The organism is Winslowiella arboricola, assembly GCF_025527015.1.
Classification (GTDB): domain Bacteria; phylum Pseudomonadota; class Gammaproteobacteria; order Enterobacterales; family Enterobacteriaceae; genus Erwinia; species Erwinia arboricola.
In genome coordinates this window covers 632,482-650,036 of the sequence record NZ_JAODIM010000043.1, presented here as the reverse complement: position 1 = coordinate 650,036, position 17,555 = coordinate 632,482, and the positions used below count along the sequence as shown (strand labels likewise).

Annotated in this window: 18 protein-coding genes; 6 read left to right on the top strand and 12 right to left on the bottom strand. The window is 54.8% G+C overall.

Annotated features, from left to right (window positions below):
- Nucleotides 1-13: 13 nt before the first annotated feature.
- The 4 genes from N5923_RS20440 to pdxY all read left to right on the top strand — a co-directional run bounded on the left by N5923_RS20440 (nt 14) and on the right by pdxY (nt 3,406).
- On the top strand, nt 14-334 hold the full coding sequence (locus N5923_RS20440) for an MliC family protein (RefSeq protein WP_267141658.1): 321 nt from the start codon (nt 14-16) through the stop codon (nt 332-334).
- Nucleotides 335-400: 66 nt separating this feature from the next.
- Nucleotides 401-1,057, top strand: a complete 657-nt coding sequence (gene pdxH, locus N5923_RS20435) for a pyridoxamine 5'-phosphate oxidase (protein WP_267141659.1) — start codon at nt 401-403, stop codon at nt 1,055-1,057.
- 123 nt (nt 1,058-1,180) lie between these two features.
- On the top strand, nt 1,181-2,452 hold the full coding sequence (gene tyrS / locus N5923_RS20430) for a tyrosine--tRNA ligase (RefSeq protein WP_267141660.1): 1,272 nt from the start codon (nt 1,181-1,183) through the stop codon (nt 2,450-2,452).
- 93 nt (nt 2,453-2,545) lie between these two features.
- The gene (pdxY, locus tag N5923_RS20425; protein WP_267141661.1) at nt 2,546-3,406 is read left to right on the top strand and encodes a pyridoxal kinase PdxY; all 861 of its coding nucleotides are present in this window, start codon (nt 2,546-2,548) and stop codon (nt 3,404-3,406) included.
- 36 nt (nt 3,407-3,442) lie between these two features.
- On the opposite strand, the gene N5923_RS20420 is transcribed toward pdxY, so the two are convergent.
- Together N5923_RS20420 and N5923_RS20415 are read right to left on the bottom strand one after the other, a co-directional pair.
- Nucleotides 3,443-3,853, bottom strand: coding sequence for a CesT family type III secretion system chaperone (locus N5923_RS20420; RefSeq protein ID WP_267141662.1), 411 nt, complete (start codon nt 3,851-3,853; stop codon nt 3,443-3,445).
- 3 nt (nt 3,854-3,856) lie between these two features.
- Nucleotides 3,857-4,723, bottom strand: a complete 867-nt coding sequence (locus tag N5923_RS20415; protein ID WP_267141663.1) for a hypothetical protein — start codon at nt 4,721-4,723, stop codon at nt 3,857-3,859.
- 168 nt (nt 4,724-4,891) lie between these two features.
- On the opposite strand from N5923_RS20415, the gene N5923_RS20410 reads away from it, so the two are divergent.
- Both N5923_RS20410 and N5923_RS20405 read left to right on the top strand, forming a co-directional pair.
- Nucleotides 4,892-5,170 carry a type II toxin-antitoxin system RelE/ParE family toxin gene (locus tag N5923_RS20410; protein ID WP_267141664.1) on the top strand — a complete coding sequence of 93 codons (279 nt, stop codon included), beginning with the start codon at nt 4,892-4,894 and terminating at the stop codon, nt 5,168-5,170.
- Nucleotides 5,170-5,472 (top strand): HigA family addiction module antitoxin, encoded by a 303-nt coding sequence (locus N5923_RS20405; RefSeq protein ID WP_267141665.1) that lies wholly within the window; start codon nt 5,170-5,172, stop codon nt 5,470-5,472. The genes N5923_RS20410 and N5923_RS20405 overlap by 1 nt, the downstream gene beginning before the upstream one ends.
- A 45-nt stretch (nt 5,473-5,517) precedes the next feature.
- Here the strand turns inward: N5923_RS20405 and map are convergent, their stop codons facing one another.
- The 10 genes from map to N5923_RS20355 form a co-directional block, all read right to left on the bottom strand.
- Complete coding sequence (gene map / locus N5923_RS20400; protein WP_267141666.1) at nt 5,518-6,303, bottom strand: type I methionyl aminopeptidase; 786 nt, start codon at nt 6,301-6,303, stop codon at nt 5,518-5,520.
- Nucleotides 6,300-6,539, bottom strand: a complete 240-nt coding sequence (locus N5923_RS20395) for a ParD-like family protein (RefSeq protein ID WP_267141667.1) — start codon at nt 6,537-6,539, stop codon at nt 6,300-6,302. The genes map and N5923_RS20395 overlap by 4 nt, the downstream gene beginning before the upstream one ends.
- A 102-nt stretch (nt 6,540-6,641) precedes the next feature.
- Nucleotides 6,642-7,829: a serine hydrolase domain-containing protein gene (locus N5923_RS20390; RefSeq protein WP_267141668.1), complete on the bottom strand. Its 1,188-nt coding sequence runs from the start codon at nt 7,827-7,829 to the stop codon at nt 6,642-6,644.
- Between the two features lie 356 nt (nt 7,830-8,185).
- Entirely contained in the window at nt 8,186-9,898 is a 1,713-nt protein-coding gene (locus N5923_RS20385; RefSeq protein ID WP_407704504.1) for a lysophospholipid acyltransferase family protein, read from the bottom strand.
- 513 nt (nt 9,899-10,411) lie between these two features.
- Nucleotides 10,412-11,314, bottom strand: a complete 903-nt coding sequence (locus N5923_RS20380) for a LysR family transcriptional regulator (protein WP_267141670.1) — start codon at nt 11,312-11,314, stop codon at nt 10,412-10,414.
- Between the two features lie 138 nt (nt 11,315-11,452).
- Nucleotides 11,453-12,232, bottom strand: coding sequence for an L-threonylcarbamoyladenylate synthase (locus tag N5923_RS20375; protein WP_267141671.1), 780 nt, complete (start codon nt 12,230-12,232; stop codon nt 11,453-11,455).
- A 145-nt stretch (nt 12,233-12,377) separates the two neighbouring features.
- Entirely contained in the window at nt 12,378-14,060 is a 1,683-nt protein-coding gene (locus tag N5923_RS20370) for a dipeptide ABC transporter ATP-binding protein (RefSeq protein WP_267141672.1), read from the bottom strand.
- The gene (locus tag N5923_RS20365; protein ID WP_267141673.1) at nt 14,061-14,921 is read right to left on the bottom strand and encodes an ABC transporter permease; all 861 of its coding nucleotides are present in this window, start codon (nt 14,919-14,921) and stop codon (nt 14,061-14,063) included.
- On the bottom strand, nt 14,911-15,876 hold the full coding sequence (locus tag N5923_RS20360) for an ABC transporter permease (RefSeq protein ID WP_267141674.1): 966 nt from the start codon (nt 15,874-15,876) through the stop codon (nt 14,911-14,913). Before N5923_RS20360 ends, N5923_RS20365 begins: the two co-directional genes overlap by 11 nt.
- Nucleotides 15,854-17,470: an ABC transporter substrate-binding protein gene (locus N5923_RS20355; protein WP_407704503.1), complete on the bottom strand. Its 1,617-nt coding sequence runs from the start codon at nt 17,468-17,470 to the stop codon at nt 15,854-15,856. Before N5923_RS20355 ends, N5923_RS20360 begins: the two co-directional genes overlap by 23 nt.
- Nucleotides 17,471-17,555: the final 85 nt, after the last annotated feature.

Genomic DNA, 17,555 nt, shown 5'->3' with positions numbered 1-17,555 from the left:
CGAGGAGTAACGGATGAAAAAGTGCCTGATCATCGCCACGGCGCTATTAACCTTATCGGGTTGCGGCCTGTTATCGCATCCGCGAGGCGATCAGATTCAAACGCTGCACTATCGCTGTGGCACACTGCCACTGACCGTTAAGTTAAATAACAGCCAGCAGCAGGTGAACCTGATTATGGACGGCACGCCATTGACTCTGAAGCAGCAACCCGCAGCCTCCGGCACCCGTTACAGTGATGGCAACTATGTCTTCTGGTCGAAAGGCGATGGCGCCTTTATCGAACGTAACGATAAAATTATCGTCAATGACTGTCAGCTGCAATCCGGCAGTTAACTCGTTGAAGTTCATCAGGGTGAAGCGCACAATGGCTTTACCCTTTTTTTGCCAGAAGCCTTTTCTATGACCGATAGCGATAACCTGCAACAGATTGCCCATCTGCGTCGTGAATATACCCGCGGGGGGTTGCGTCGTAAGGATCTGCCAGAGCAGCCGCTGGATCTGTTTGAACACTGGCTGCGCCAGGCTTGCGATGCGCAACTTCCCGACCCGACCGCCATGAGTGTGGCCACCGTCGACCAGCACGGCCAGCCTTATCAGCGCATTGTGCTGCTGAAACACTACGATCAGCAGGGCATGGTGTTTTACACCAACCTCGGCAGCCGCAAAGCGCAGCAGCTGGAGCATAATCCGCGCATCAGCCTGCTGTTTCCGTGGCATATGCTGGAGCGCCAGGTAATGGTGCTGGGCAGCGTGGAGAAACTGTCGCCGCTGGAAGTGCTGAAATATTTCCACAGTCGCCCGCGCGACAGCCAGATTGGTGCCTGGGTATCGCAACAGTCGAGCCGTATTTCCGCGCGCGGCGTGCTGGAGAGCAAATTCCTCGAACTGAAGCAGAAATTTCTGCAGGGTGAGGTGCCGTTACCCAGTTTCTGGGGCGGATTCCGCATCAAAATCGATTCGATGGAGTTCTGGCAGGGGGGCGAACACCGTCTGCACGATCGCTTCTTCTATCAGCGTGACGGTGAAGGCTGGAAAATCGACCGACTGGCGCCGTAAATTGCTGAAATACGCTGGCACTGAGCGCCGCCGCGCTTTATTCTATAGCGCATATTTTTCTTCCGCGTGCAGCGGAAAGCTGTGTACCAGCTTAGGTGCAGTCGTTTTTACATGGAGTCTTTGATGGCCAGCAGTAACCTGATTAAACAATTGCAAGAGCGGGGCCTTGTCGCCCAGGTAACGGATGAGGACGCGCTAGCAGCACGACTGGCGCAAGGGCCAATCGCACTCTATTGCGGTTTCGATCCGACCGCCGATAGCTTGCATTTGGGGCATCTGGTGCCGTTGCTTTGCCTGAAACGCTTTCAGGACGCCGGACACAAGCCTGTGGCGCTGGTCGGTGGCGCAACCGGCCTTATTGGCGACCCAAGCTTCAAAGCAGCTGAACGCAAACTGAATACCACTGATACGGTTAACGAATGGGTTGAAAAGATCCGTCAGCAGGTTGCGCCTTTCCTCGATTTTAACCGCGGCGACAACAGCGCGATTGCCGCCAATAACTACGACTGGTTTGGTGGCATGGGCGTGCTGACCTTCCTGCGTGATATTGGTAAGCACTTCTCGGTTAATCAGATGATTAACAAAGAAGCGGTTAAGCAGCGCCTGAATCGTGACGACCAGGGCATCTCGTTTACCGAGTTCTCTTATAACCTGCTGCAGGGTTATGACTTTGCCTGTCTTAATGAGCGTCACAATGTGGTGCTGCAGATTGGTGGTTCCGATCAGTGGGGCAATATTACCTCAGGTATTGATTTAACCCGTCGTCTGCATCAGAACCAGGTATTTGGCCTGACCGTGCCGTTGATCACCAAAGCTGATGGCACCAAATTCGGTAAAACCGAAGGCGGCGCGGTCTGGCTGGATGAGAAAAAGACCAGTCCGTATAAGTTCTACCAGTTCTGGATCAACACTGCTGATGCCGATGTTTACCGCTTCCTGAAGTTCTTCACCTTTATGAGCATTGAAGAGATCAATGCGCTGGAAGAAGAAGATAAAACCAGCGGTAAAGCGCCGCGTGCGCAGTATGTGCTGGCGGATCTGGTGACACGCCTGGTGCATGGCGAAGAGGGGCTGGCGGCGGCTAAACGTATTACGCAGAGCCTGTTCTCCGGTGCAATGAGTGAGATGACCGAAGCAGACTTCGAACAGCTGGCGCAGGATGGTATGCCAACCATCAGCCTGGCGGCGGAAGACGATCTGCAACAGGCGCTGGTCAATGCTGAGCTGGTGCCTTCCCGCGGCCAGGCACGCACCATGATTGGTTCCAATGCGGTTACCGTTAACGGTGAAAAGCAGTCGGATGCGGAATACCGTTTCAATGACAGTGACAAACTGTTTGGTCGTTTTACCCTGTTACGTCGTGGCAAAAAGCATTACTGCCTGGTGTGCTGGTAAACCTTAAATATTATTCCCGGGGCGGGGATTATCCTCGCCCTGAAGCCGGACGCTCCGGCATTTAACTGGCAAGGCTGTGCAGGTCCCCCGATAATGAAAAATATCCTTTCTATCCAGTCGCATGTGGTTTTTGGACATGCCGGCAATAGCGCGTCTGAATTTCCTATGCGGCGTATGGGCGCAAACGTTTGGCCACTGAATACCGTGCAGTTTTCCAACCATACACAGTATGGTCACTGGACCGGTGCGGTGATGCCCGCGTCCCATCTGACCGATATTGTAAAAGGTATTGCTGATATCGATCGGCTGAAAACCTGTGATGCGGTGCTGAGCGGCTATCTGGGTTCCGGTGAGCAGGGCGAACATATTCTGCAAATCGTCAACCAGGTGAAAGCAGCCAATCCTGATGCCTGGTATTTTTGCGATCCGGTCATGGGTCACCCGGAAAAGGGCTGCATCGTGGCGCCGGGCGTGGCGGAGTTTCACTGCAAATATGCGCTGCCTGCCAGCGATATTATTGCGCCAAACCTGCTGGAGCTGGAAATGCTTAGCGGCAAAAGCGTAGCCTGCGTGGAAGAAGCGGTGTCTGCAGCGCGCGAGCTGATTGCCATCGGACCAAAAGTGGTGCTGGTGAAGCATCTGGCGCGGGCTGGCTACCGTAGCGACCGTTTTGAAATGCTGCTGATCACCGCCGGTGAGGCTTTCCATATCAGCCGTCCGCTGGTGGATTTTGGCGTGCGTCAGCCGGTGGGCGTCGGCGATTTAACCAGCGGCCTGCTGCTGGTCGATCTGCTGCATAATATGCCACTGCAACAGGCGCTGGAGCATGTCACCGCCGCGGTATATGAAGTGATGATTAAAACCCATGAAATGGGTGAATACGAGTTACAACTGGTCGCGGCGCAGGAGGGTATTGCTCACCCTCAACACCACTTTGCGGCAGTGAAGTTGTAAAACGATCACGGGGCGGGTGTTATCCGCCCCGTGATCTCAGGCCGTTTCCCGCTGGCTGGCCGCTGACACCACGCCAACCAGACGATTCGCTTTATCCACCAGACGTTCAAACAGTGCGATCAGCGCTGGCGTATCCAGTTGCACAAAACGCTCACGACTCCAGAGTATCAGCGTGCGGTTGTCGCCCAGCACCGCCAGCGAGATAGCAGGCGTCGGCTGTTCGACACTATTTTCTGCCAGCAACCGCCAGGGCAGCGACTCATCCGCCTGTGCCGGTAAAGCGCCGAGAGTGGCAACCATCAGCAGTTCCTGGCTGTCCAGCGGTGTGAACTGGATTTGCAGATGGGCAAAGTCGACCTTAATTGCCTGGCCTGCGCCAATCGCTGGTGGTGCAACGTTAAGGTGGCGTAACAGTGGCTGCATCAGCCGTGTAAAAGTGCTGCTCATATCCTAATCCCCATCAGTATTACGCAGATGCTGGCGCGCCAGCCGGGTGCCGTACGCCTGGCGCTCGTACTCTTCGCGATTGGCGGTATTTTCATGCACATCCTGCGGATTATCGCGGTTCTGGTAGCGTACGCCGAGGTTAACTATGCCGTGGTTGCGTTCAAACAGGCGCACGCGTGACGGATCGGCCAGCGCCTGTTCATAGCCCGGCGTCTGGTTGCGCTGGTTAATATGGGCGATGCGATCCTTGCTGAGTGGCGTGATATCGCCCATTTGATCGAGTTCCATCTTCGGCGGCATGCCCGGCATATGGATATCCAGCGGCCTGCTGGCATCCGGCTGAAACTGCGCATTATTCACCAGGTGCGCGCGGGCAAAGACCGGCCATGAGTCGACAACCACCGCTTCGCCCGGCATACGCAGATCGCCAATCACAGTAAACTGATGATCCGGGTTATTTGCTGCCGCCCAGGTGGCAATCGGGCGATCCAGTTCCATCGCGGAAAGATACGCCATCGTCAGCGCCGAGTTTTCACCACAGTTGCCGGTTTGCGCGGCGAGGGCGGATTTAACGATTGCCTGATTATCGCCACGAAAGTCAGCGTCACGCACGTGCCTTGCGGCCACTTCGCGCTGATAATTCTGCCCCCGGGTCAGCATAAAAGCGCTTTTGCCGTTGCCCGGCCCGAAGCTGAGATGCTCTTTAACGATATCAATAACGCTTTGCGCGGTCTGTAGCTCTGACATCAGGCTGGCCGACACCTCGACGGTTTCGCCGCGATGATTACCCGGCATTGCCTGCCAGAGCTTAACGGTTTGCTGGTCGTTGCTTTTTAACAGATGAGGTGCGACAGGAATGGCTGGGAACATTAACTTCTCCTTTGCAATCTTTAGCTAGCTATGTGCAGAGAGCGGGAGAAAAGTTCCTTATTGAGGGCAAAACTGGCAAAGGCGGCAAGCTTGCGTGATTAATTGCGTCCTGATAGGCTGTTGCTTGTGGCGCAACAGGGAGCAGGAGGGAGCAGGGAGTGCAATGGAATGATTAAAAATTTCAAACACAAAGGGCTGCGACTTTTTTTTGCAACAGGAATAACCAGCGGCATCAATCCCAGACACGCAGATAAACTCCGCCAGCGTTTGGCAGTGAATAATCAGGCTGAAGCCGTGAGAGAAATAAATCTTCCTGGATATCGTCTTCATCCTCTGACCGGTGACCGACAAGGATTATGGTCGGTAACGGTTTCCGGCAACTGGCGTGTGACATTCGAATTTATCGATGGTGATGCGTATATCGTTAATTATGAGGGCTATCACTGATGAAAATGTTTAATCCCCCACACCCGGGTGAAATTATTGCTGACTCTCTGGAAGAGTTGGGACTGGGAATCCGTGATCTTGCCCGGGCGCTGGCCGTGGCGCCTTCCACTGCTCAACGCCTGGTAGCCGGTAAAGCCGCAGTTACGCCTGAGATGGCGGTTAAACTGGCGACAGTACTGGGCAGCAGCCCTGAAATGTGGATGAGACTGCAGGAAGCCTGGAGTCTGGATAAAGCGGTAAAAACGGTTGATACCACGAAGCTCACGCCGCTCTTTACGGATGTCTCTTTTTCCCAGGCATAACGCCTGGCGTATGGTTCAGGGCGGCGTATCGGCGCCCCAAATAATTCAGATCGCCGGGTAATCACCGGTGCCTTCCGGCCATGGCGTCAGCAGATCGTAACCTGTCGCGGTCACCGCAATGGTGTGTTCCCATTGCGCGGAGAGGGAGCGATCTTTTGTCACCACCGTCCAGCCGTCGGAAAGCACGCTGGTAGCCGCTTTGCCGACATTAATCATCGGTTCGATAGTAAAAATCATCCCCGCTTCCAGCACTCTGCCAGTGCCCGCTTCGCCGTAATGCAGCACCTGAGGGCCGGTATGATAGATTTCGCCAACGCCATGACCACAATATTCGCGCACCACCGAAAAGCCCGCACCTTCCGCCAGTTGCTGAATGGCGTCGCCGATATCACCCAATGTGGCGCCCGGACGCACTACCTTAATACCGGCCACCATCGCCTGATAAGTAATATCTGTCAGGCGACGCGCCCGTACCGAAGGTTCACCAACAAAGTACATTCGGCTGGTATCGCCATACCAGCCATCTTTGATGATCGCCACATCGATATTAACGATATCGCCTTTTTTCAGCTTTTTATCCGAGGGGATGCCATGGCAAACCACATGATTAACTGAAGTACAGACGGTGCGCGTATAGCCTTCATAGCCAATATTCGCCGGAATGACCTTCAGTTCATTGACCAGATAATCGTGACAAATGCGGTCAAGTTCATCGGTAGTGACGCCGGGCTGCACAAAAGGCGTAATCATTTCCAGCACTTTTGCCGCAGCATGACCGGCTGCACGGGCGAGTTCAATCTCTGCCGCAGAGTGAATTTTTACCGCTTTCAACAGGCTACCTCTGCTTCTTCTGGCGCGTTAAGAATAGTGACGATATCCACGCCACCCTGCATTTCGGCTTTCACCAGCGCACGCGCCAGTTGATGGTGGGTAAGCTGCGGATAGAGCTCAGCCAGCATGCCGATTTTCAGCCAGTGTTCAGCCTGCGAATTAATCGAGCGGCTCATGGCATTGCTGGTGATGCGCAGATTTTCATGCATCAGATCGGATATTTTAACGATTCCCATATTGCACCTATACGAAACATATATGAAACGTATATTGGCACAGGCGGGCAGGGGATGCAATTTTCCGCAACAACTCGCCTGCAACCTGTACACAGTAACGGGCTAAGGCGCGCACTCCTGCCCTTCAGCTATTCTGACCAGCATGCGGTGACCAATATCGTTATCCCAGTTAAAACTGTTCTGCAGCACGACGATGGCGGTTTTATGTCTGACGTCCATACCGATATAGCTGGAGTAACCGCCAATAAAGCCGGACTGATAGAAAATAGTCTGTCCGCTAATCCGATTACTGAGCCATGCCAGCGCGGAAGAGTCGTGATCAGGCTGCTGAAAACGCACGCGGGTGGCATCAGCAAAAGCGCGATCCAGCCGGGCATCGCCGCTGCCATACAGATGTGCCTCAAGATAGCTCAGCAGATCGCTGGCGCTGGACCATAACGATGCCGCGCCAACCATATAACCGGAAAAATGCCAGTCCGGCACCTGTTCGCCGCGCCGCATAAACTTCGGCTGATCGCCGGCATGACCATGGGCGCGCTGCAGATAGCCGGGCAGTTTTTCTGGCTGATAGCCGGTGCGAGTCAGCCGCAACGGCGCAATAATCTGCTGACTGGCAATCTGCTGCGGCGTCTGCTGCGTATGCTGGCTGATGACATAGTCGAGGATGGCATAGCCGAGGTTGGAGTAGACCACCGACTGCTGCGGCGGTTTTACGTAGTCGTGTAAATAGTTAACAAACTCGCCGTCATCAAGATCGTCGTAAAACGGTGCGCCATTAAACAGATAACGCGTCAGATTGCCAAACATATGCAGGGTGGTCATCTGGCGTGGCAGGCCGGAGGTGTGGGTCGCCAGCTGTAGCAAGGTAATTTGCTGTGCGTCGTGACTCAGTTGCAGCCGATCGCCGAGTAATTTCCCCAGCGTATCGTCCCAGTTCAGTTTGCCGTCCTGAACCAGCAACGCCGCGCTTTCGGCTGTAAAGCCCTTGGTGACCGAGCCAATAGCAAACAGCGTATCGCCAGTGACTGGCGTGCGGCGATCGCGATCGGTAAAGCCATAATGATAAATATGGCGCTGCTGGTCGGCGGTTAATAGCGCCACCACCAGACCTGGCGTTCGCTGTTGATCGATTAATGGTTGCGCCAGCGCGTCAATCTGCTGCTTTAGCGGAATATTGCAGCTGGCCAGTAAACTGGCCTGACGCGAGGTATCAACACTATTACTGGAAAGTGACGCACAGCCGCTGGCCAGCAGGCAGCAAAACAGAATAATAAAATTGGGTTTACGCATGATATCAGGATTTATACCGGTAATTTCCAGCGCCGCGCGAGTGTTAACGTGATAGCGAAAATTTCAGCCGATTTCCTGCTGCGGATTTTCTTTAATACCAACAATTTAACTGATTTTATTTAAAAAAGAGCAATAAAAATAATAGGTTAATGGCGGGCGCATTTTATACTGCGTCGTCGGCAGGAGCAAGAGAAGGATGGCTTTTGCAGCAAACTACGGTGAATATCTGGCGGCGCTATCATGATGATATCAGGGGCGGCGAGAACGCCGCCCCTGCATAAGACTATGAATATTCTGTAGGGGCGGCGTTCTCGCCGCCCGCGCTGATGATGTGCATCATAGCGAGGCGCCAGGCGTTAGCTCTGCTGGTGAACGGCGATATAACGCTGATAGCGTGTCGCTTTCAACTGGGTTAAATCCACCAGCACCAGCCCGTCAATGCAGTGATTAAAATCGGGGTCGCTACCGAAATCGATAAACTGTACACCGCCCGGCTCACAGAGTTCCGAATACTGTTTATACAGTGGTGGGATCGCGGTGCCGAGGTTATTCAGCATGCGTTTTAAGCGTTTTAGATCTTCCTGATAGTTGTCGCCGGTAAACTGTGCCAGCACCGCAGGCAGTGAGGCCGGGTAGGGACGGCGTGAGGTTGCCAGCGGCAGATTTGGCGCAAAATAGAGACGATAGAAGGCCACCAGCAGATCGCGCGCCGCCAGCGGCAGGCCGCCCGAGATCGACACCGGGCCAAACAGATAGCGGTATTGCGGGTATTTCGCCAGATAAGCGCCAATGCCCATCCACAGATAATCCAGCCCGCGCTTGCCCCAGTATGCTGGCTGGATAAAGCTGCGTCCCAGCTCAATACCCTGCATCAGTACCACATTCATCTTATTATCGTAATGGAACAGACTCTGACTGTAGATGCCATCGACGCCTTTGCGCTCCAGCTGTTCGGCGGTGGGCAGAAAACGGTAAGCGCCGACCACCTCCAGCGCCTCCTGGTCCCACAGGATCAGATGATAATAGTCGTCATCGTAATCATCGAGATCGCGACGTTTGCCGCTGCCTTCGCCCACTGCACGGAAAGCGATCTCACGCAGTCGTCCCAGCTCACGCAGAATCGGCACATAGTCCTCGCCGTTGCGCCGGTAAAGATAGATGATTTTGCCGTCGGGCAATTTTCCCAGCACTTCACACTCTGCCAGCGCGCGTTTCAGCACCGCGCGATCTTCGGCGCGAGCAATTGCCGGTTCGGTCTGAAACAGCCCGGACTTCTCCTGACCAAGACGATAAAGATGGCGCCGGAAACGCGCCGCCAGCTCTTTGGCTGGGGTGCGTCCGTCATGCCAGCTGGCATAAGGAATACGCGCGCCAATTTTAAGCTTCAGGCGTTCGCCGCGATGCTTAAACATTTCGCGCACCAGCAGCAGCATGGAGAGTGGCTGATAAATCATTGAGGTAAGATAGAACAGACCGCTGTTACGCCCGCTGACATGGACTGGCACCACCGGCGCACGGAAGCGGGCGGCCAGGCGCAGAAAACCGTGACTCCATTTACCATCTTTGACGCCCTTGCTGCCGAAGCGCGATACTTCACCAGCCGGGAAGAAGATCAGTACGCCCTGATTTTCCAGCTGATCCTGCATCTGCGTCACCTGCTGACGGCTGGTGCGGTTGCCCATATTGTCGACCGGAACCATCAGGCTGCGCAGTGAGTTCAGGCAGTTTAACAGGCGGTTGGTGACGATTTTGACATCGCGTCGCACCTGAGACACCGCATGCAGCAGCGCCAGGCCATCGAGGGTGCCCAGCGGATGGTTAGCGACAATCACCACCGGTCCCTGGCTGGGGATCTGCTCCAGATCGCGTTCGCTGAGTTCGCAACTGATATCGAGATATTCCAGTACCTGTTCCACCATATCCAACCCCTTCAGATGGCGGTGCTGCTGGTTAAACTGCTGAAACTCCTTCTCGCGCAGCAGCAGTCGCAGAAGCTTTTTCTGCCAGCCCGGCGTATTTCGCTGAGGATAAAGATCGTCGAGTACAGTTTCGATAGTAAACACAGGCATCTCTCCGGCAGTTTTAACGCGACACTAAAGAGAGAGGGTGACGGTTTGATTACTGAGAGATGACAAAATGGGGATCGCTGTGGATAACGGAGACATATGCTGGTGATATAATAATATAAATAATTATATTTATTGTTTATTTGTTTTTTTGTTTTTTTTCAGGGGGGCAGGGTTACTATTGTTTTCTTTATTCAGGGTTGATGAAATTTGGCCTGTGATTTTATCAATATCTTAAGTTATCACTATCTCGCAAGGAGCCAGCCAGGTATATGAAAGGATTTATAAAGTCATTAACAGACAGGCGTAGCTGGATTCAGGGTTTATGGATGGCGATTACTTTTTATTTGATTAGTCACTCATCTCTTCAAATTAAACATCCTGACATAAAATATTTTGATGTTTTCTTATCGGTTTTTATTACTCTTGGCGTAAGGTATTTTCTGCTGTGCATATTTAAGTTTTATGACTGGTATAACGGCAATGATGCCCCGAAGTTATAGCTGTGAATGCAGTTTAACCGATCTCCCGCTGCAGCCGCTCCTGTAAGTCGCTGGCAAAGCGTCTTACCCGTGGCGAAAGATTATTTTCCTCTTTAAACAGCATCCAGGCGCGATAGGTATCCATCCGCCAGCCGGGTAGCAGGCGGATGAGTTTCCCGCTATTTAATGCTTCCTGAGTCATATAATCCGGCAGATAGGCGATGCCGGTGCCTGCCAGTGCAGAACTCATCAGCGCCACGCTGTTATTGGCGCGAAAGCGGCTGCGTACTTCAATATCAAGCTTCTGCTTCTCTTTGCGGAACGGCAATGAAATAGTATGGGCGGGGCCACGAAACAGAATATAGTCATAGCGCGGCAGATCTTCCGGCTTTTCAATTTCCGGGTATTGACGCATATATTCCGGCGTGGCATACAGGCCCCAGGTAATATCGACAAGCGGTTTTACCAGCGGGTGATTCGGGGTGTCGCGGCCAATCACAATTGCCAGATCGTAGTGATCGTCCTGCATATTTACCGGCCGGTCGGTTAAATCAAGATCGACGCTGACATGAATATTACCGGCAATAAAGTTATTCAGCACCGGCACAATACACTGGCAGCCAAACGTCACTGGCGCCGCCAGTTGCAGATTACCCATTGGCTCTTCATGAAAGTTGCGGATAAAGCGCTCGGCACTTTTCACTTCATTGAGGATGCGCTGGCAGTATTGATAATAACTCTGTCCCAGCTCCGTCACCTCAATGGTACGGGTCGTGCGTTTCAGCAGCTGGGCGCCAAGACGGACTTCAAGCTGCGAAATTTCACGGCTGACTGAGGATTTCGACAGCTGCAACGCACGTGCGGCTTCGGTAAAGCTCAGGGTTTCCACCACGCGGGCAAATGCCACCATTGAGGCCAGATTTTCAATGTTGTTCATGTTATGCCCTGCGGTTTTTTTGCGGGAGAAGGGGGCATAATCTAGCACAGAAATGTAAAAAGGTCTGAGTCCTGTTAGTACAGAACTCAGACCTCGATTTATTTCACAAGGACGGCGTTTTCGCCGCCCGCGCAGAAATTAATAGTAATCGCCGTGGCGGTAATCCCAGGTGGTGAAGATATCGGACATCATCGACATAATCTTATCAACATCCAGACCCTTACGGATCAGTACCGGACAAGGGGTCACTTTACGCTCGCCTTTCTGCTCTGGCACCAGTTTGCCGTTGGCATCAACCATCGAAACCATCACACCCTGCTCGTAACGGGTTTTATTAGACTCGTTCGGCTGGATAGATTTCACATAGTCGTTGGCACCGATAATCAGGTCGGCACGCTCTTCGATACGATCGCCGATCCCTTCCACCAGGCCGCGGTTGCCTTTGCCTGACGGGTTCGCCGAGCTGGCGAAGGAGAACTTACCGTGGTTTTCCCACAGCTCTTTCGCCAGAATCTCACCCGGTTTACCGAATTTGATCACGAAGCAGCTGGTCTGACGGCCATCCATCATCAGCTCTTTGGAGCCGTCATCAGGAATACGCGCCAGGGCCTCTTCTTTCCATGGCAGGATGCAACCCAGCAGCACGTCAGCGTCCCAGTGCTGCTGATACAGCTGCTCGATTTCCGGGTTCAGCTGGGCCAGTTCTTTCAGCTGTTCCAGTGAGCCACACAGCACTACGCCTGGTTTGTTACGGTTACGCTGTTTGGCTTCAAATTTGCGTTCCAGACCGGCTTTGTCAGAGGTCATAATGATGTAGCCCACTTTGGTCGGGCAGACAATCATCCCGCCATCTTTCGCCAGAATTTCAATTGCTTCCGGCTGTAAGCTACCATTCCACTCTACTTTTGCGTTGCTCATAGGGACACCTTTTACTCAGATTCAGATTACATCAGCTTTTCGGCTGTATCGGGTATAAGTCAATCCTACCTCGCTTTTGCTGAACGGCAAGGGCTGCGCGGCAAAAGCGGGGATTGTTTCATATTGGCAACAATAGCAGGGGAAATTAGCGGGAGTCAGCGGGCGCCACCGTCTCAACTGACGACAGTAGTAGTCGCGTATAATCATGGCGCGGCTGCGTAAAGATCTGCTCAACGCTGCCGGTTTCGACAATCTCACCGGCTTTCATTACCGCGATGCGCTGGCTCATATGCTGGACCACGCCCAAATCATGCGAGATAAACAGCATCGAAAGATGCAGCCGACGTTGCAGCGCGACCAGCAGATCCAGCACCTGCGCCTGAGTGGTGACATCAAGGGCTGACACCGGTTCGTCACACACCAGCAGATCGGGTTCACATGCCAGCGCCTGGGCGATGGAGACACGCTGACGCTGACCGCCGGATAGCGCCGTCGGACGACGCGACAGCAGATCGGCATTTAACCCCACCAGCGCCAGCAGTTCGCGGATACGCTGCTGGCGTTGCCGCGCGTTAAACGTGGTATGCAGACGCAGCGGCTGCTGCAAAAGCTGTTCAACGGTAAATTGCGGATCAAAAGAGCCGAGCGGATCCTGCACGATAGTCTGGATCCGTGCGCGCCGTGGGCGGCGTTCGCGCTCCTTCAGCCCGCTCCATGGGTGGCCTGACAGCTGAATATCGCCCTGGTCTGGCTGCTGTAAAGCCAGCACCAGCTTGCCGAGGGTGGTTTTGCCGGAACCCGATTCGCCGACAATCCCCAGCGTTTCACCACTTGCAACCTGCAATGACAGCTGGTTTACCGCCTGCAACGATTTACCCCCCGGCAGAGTGTAGCTGAGCGACAGACCACTGACTGACAGCACCGGAGTGGTGATATCACGCGGGATAGCGCTGACGGGCACGTCCGGCAGGGGATCTTTGCCGGTCAGCCACTGACCCCGCGACTGAGCGGTGGGAATCGCGGACAGCAGGCGGCGGGTATACGGATGTTGCGGCGCGGACAGCACCTGCTGTGTAGCGCCACTCTCCACCTGCTGACCATTGTGCATAACCACTACTCGATCGGCGATATCCGCCACCACGCCGAGGTCGTGGGTAATCAGCAGCACGCCATGACCGGCTGCGGCCAGTGCTTTAAACACCGCCAGCACCTGCTTCTGCACCGTAGCATCCAGCGCGGTAGTGGGTTCGTCGGCGATAAGCAGACGTGGACCGGCGGCCAGCGCCGAGGCAATCAATGCACGCTGGCGCAAACCGCCGGAGAGTTCATGCGGATACTGCGCCGCGCGGCTTTGTGGATCGGGGATACCGACGCGCGTCAGCAGCGCCTGCACCTGTTCAGTCAGCGGTGTGGTACTGGTCAGGCGATGGGTGACGATCGGCTCCGCCACTTCCTGGCCGATGCGCCGCAGCGGATCGAGAGAGGAAAGGGCATCCTGCAGGATAAAGCCAATCTCGCGGCCACGTATGCGCCGCCAGCTTTTGCTGTCGCAGCGTTGCAGATCGCCAATGCTGCCATCATGCAGATGCAGTTCGATAGCCGCCGCATCAATCACCGCCCCCGCGCCGGTCAGTCCAACCAGCGTGCGTGCGGTGACTGATTTACCGGAGCCGGATTCGCCTACCAGCGCCACAATTTCTCCGGCATTCACATTAAACGATAGGGATTTTACTGCTTCTACCACGCCACGCGGCGAAGGAAAGCTGACATGCAGCTGTTCCACCCGCAGCAGCGGCTGTGCGGCAGATTTCGTTGCTGAAGCATCCATTTATATGCCGCCTTTCGCCAGAATAGTTTGTAAACGCCGTCCCAGCAGGGTGATGGCAATAACCGAAAGTGCGATTACGCTGGCAGGCAGCAAGCTGACCCAGGGGGCGGTATCGAGGAAGTTACGTCCGTCCGCCAGCAACGCGCCCCATTCCGCCGTCGGCGGCGCCACGCCAAGGCCGAGGAAACTGAGCGCGGAAGCGGACAGCACCGCATTGCCAATGCCGATGGTGGCCAGAATCAATAACGGACGCGTGGTATTCGGAATAATATGACGCAGAATAATGCGCAGCGGACTTTCGCCCAGCGCCACCGCATGTTCAACATAACCCGACAGCTTTACCTGTAACACTTGTGAACGCACCAGTCGGGCATAACCGGCAATCCCGGCAATCCCGATCGCCAGCAGTGTATTTTGCGCGCCGCGACCCAGTACGGCGATCGCCAGCAGCGCCAGCAGCAGATCAGGGAACGCGAGCAGGATATCCAGTATGCGCACCAGTATCTGCCGCAGCGCGCGCGGCGCCAGCGCCGCCAGTGTACCCAGCAGGATGCCGCCAATGCAGGAGATCAGGGTTGCGCCGACACCAATGGTTAGCGACAGCGAGGTGCCATACACCACCCGGCTAAACACATCGCGACCAAGCTGATCGGTGCCGAACCAGTGCGCGGTATTCGGCGGCTGTAAAACCGCGGCGAAATCCATTTCATCCGGCGCCCAGGGGCTATACAGCGCCGGGAAAAACAGCGCCAGCAGTAGCAGGATAATGATAAATGCCGGGATCAGCGTGCCTGGCGCCAGCCATGGCGAACGGTAACTATGGCGGCCAGCACGCAACTTACCCGATAACTCATGCGGCATGATGGTGCTCCCTGGTGCGCAAACGCGGATCGATCAGCAAATAGAGTGCGTCAATCAGCAGGTTAATCACTACAAACAGCAGGGCGGAGAACATCACCAGTCCCAGCACCAGCGGCATATCACGGCTGCCGATGGCATTCAGGGTGATCTGTCCGATCCCGGCGCGGCCAAATACGGTTTCGGTCAGAATTGAACCGCCCAGCACACCCGCCAGCAGCGTGCCAGCCAGTGTGGAGATTGCCAGCGCCCCATGACGTAAGGCATGACGCAGGCGCAATCCGGTTTCGCTGACGCCACGACTGCGGACGGTCAGGCTAAACGGCTGTGCTAATGCCTGTTCCACGCCGTCGCGCAATACCTGACTGAGCAGCGCGGTGAGTGGCAGACTGAGGGTAATCACCGGCAACACCAGCGAAGCGATGCCATCGTTACCGGTGACCGGGAACCACTGCAGATGAAAACTGAACAGGGTGAGCAACAGAATGCCGATCCAGTAAACCGGCGTACTGAGCAGCGCCAGCTCGATTGCGCTCAGCAGTGCACGCAGACGCGGGTAACGTCCGGCGGTGATCAGCGCGTTGATCACCGCCAGCACCAGCGCCAGCAGCAGGGCGCTTAACGCCAGTGGCGCAGTCTCCTGCAACGCGACGCCAATCACCTCGGTGACCGGCTGACGAAACTGATAGCTTTGCCCCAAATCACCGCTCAACGCACGGCCGCAGTATTGCAGGTATTGCATCCACAGCGGCTGGTCGAGACCGAACTGCTGAATCAGCTCGTTGCGCCAGGCCTCATCGACCACGCCGTCGCCACCACCGCTAAGGATAGTCACCGGATCGCCTGGGATCAGCTTGACGGCGATAAATGACAACGTTGCCGCACCCCACAGCACGGCAAAAATAGTCAGCAGGCGCTGGCCCAGCGCCCGCAGCTTAACGTTTAATCCAGGCATCATAGAAGTTTGGCTTAGCGTTAGTGGCCCAGTTGATTCCCTGAACCTGCTTCGACTGACCCAGCAGGAAGGCCGGAATATAGATCGGCACCACATACGCCTGCTCGATCACTTCACGCTGAATCTGCTGATACAGAGTGTTGCGCTGTGCATCGTCTGCGCCAACCGCCTGCTCCAGTTTACTGTCGAGGCTGCTGACACGGACATAGTTATTGCCATTCGGTGGGATATAGCTGGAGTGGAACACGGTACGTAAAATATCCGGTTCCGGGCGCACAAAGTAGTTAGAAATAATGTCGTAATTATTATCGCTGCTGCGGCTGGCAAACAGACCTGAATCCACCGGATCCAGTTTCAGCTCGAATCCGGCCTGCTTAACCTGATATTGCACCGCCTGGAACAACGCCACATCCGCCGCTTCGACGCTGGTGGAGGAATAAGTGAAATTCACCGTCAGCCGCTTGCCGTCTTTGGTGCGGAAACCGGCGTCATCTTTTGCTGACCAGCCCGCTTCATCCAGCAAACGATTCGCTTTATGCAGGTCAAAGCCCCAGCGTTTCGCCACTGAGGCATCGTAATCCAGCGTTTTCGGCCCCAGCACGTTATCCGCCGGTTTTAGCGTGCCAAAGAACGCGGCGCGTACCGCGGTGGCTTGATCAATTGCACTCTGGAACGCCTGACGCACTTTGAGATCGGCGAACGGCGCGCGGCTGGTATTCAGGTAGAGTACGCGCGGAATACCGGGGTTTTCGCGGGTCACGACGGTGAGTTTCGGATTCTTTTTCACCTGCGCATAATTGACCGGAGGAATGGCGTCGATCACCTGCACCTGTCCGCTGTTCAGCGCACCGAGACGCACCGCTGATTCGGGCAGATATTTAAATTGCAGGCCATCCAGCCACGCCGGACCCTGGTGGGCGGCATAACCCGGTCCCCAGTGATAATCGGCGCGCTTACTCAGTTTGCTGCCGCTGCCTTTAACAAATGAATCGAGCACAAACGGCCCTGAGCCAACCACGGTATTACTGGTGTTGGCGGTTTTTTGCAGATATGTCGGCGACTGAATGCCGAGATAAGGCAGGCTTAACCCCTGCAACAGCGGGGCGAAAGGCGACTTATAGCGTAAAACGACGGTGTAGTTATCCGGGGTGGTAATCGATTCAATCGGACCCAGCAGTGATTTGGAGTAGCTGGAGGTAGTTTTCGGATCGAGAATACGTTCGAAATTGTATTTTACCGCTGCGGCATCCAGTTTGCTGCCATCGCTAAAGGTGACATCCTGACGCAAATGGAACACGTATTCGCGATTGTTATCATTTATTTCCCAACGCTGCGCCAGCCACGGCGTAAAGCTGTTGTCTTCTGCCTGACCGACCAGCGAGTCAACCACATTGCGGGTAATCAATGCGGTAACCGAATAAGCGGTGATTGAGGGATCGATAATCGGCGTATCACTGCCGAGCGCGATATTCAGCACGCCACCGCTGACCGGCTGGCTTTCCGCCCAGGCGCTGGCCGACAGCGTGGTGGAGAGCATCAGCGCAGACAGCAGACTGCGGCGCAATAAACTGCCAGAGGAGTACCGGTTGCTTTTCATATGTTCCTTTTATTTTAATAAGAAATAATAAAATCAAGGAATTGTAGGAAAAGACCGGCGGATTCCAAACGATGGAAATCTGCTA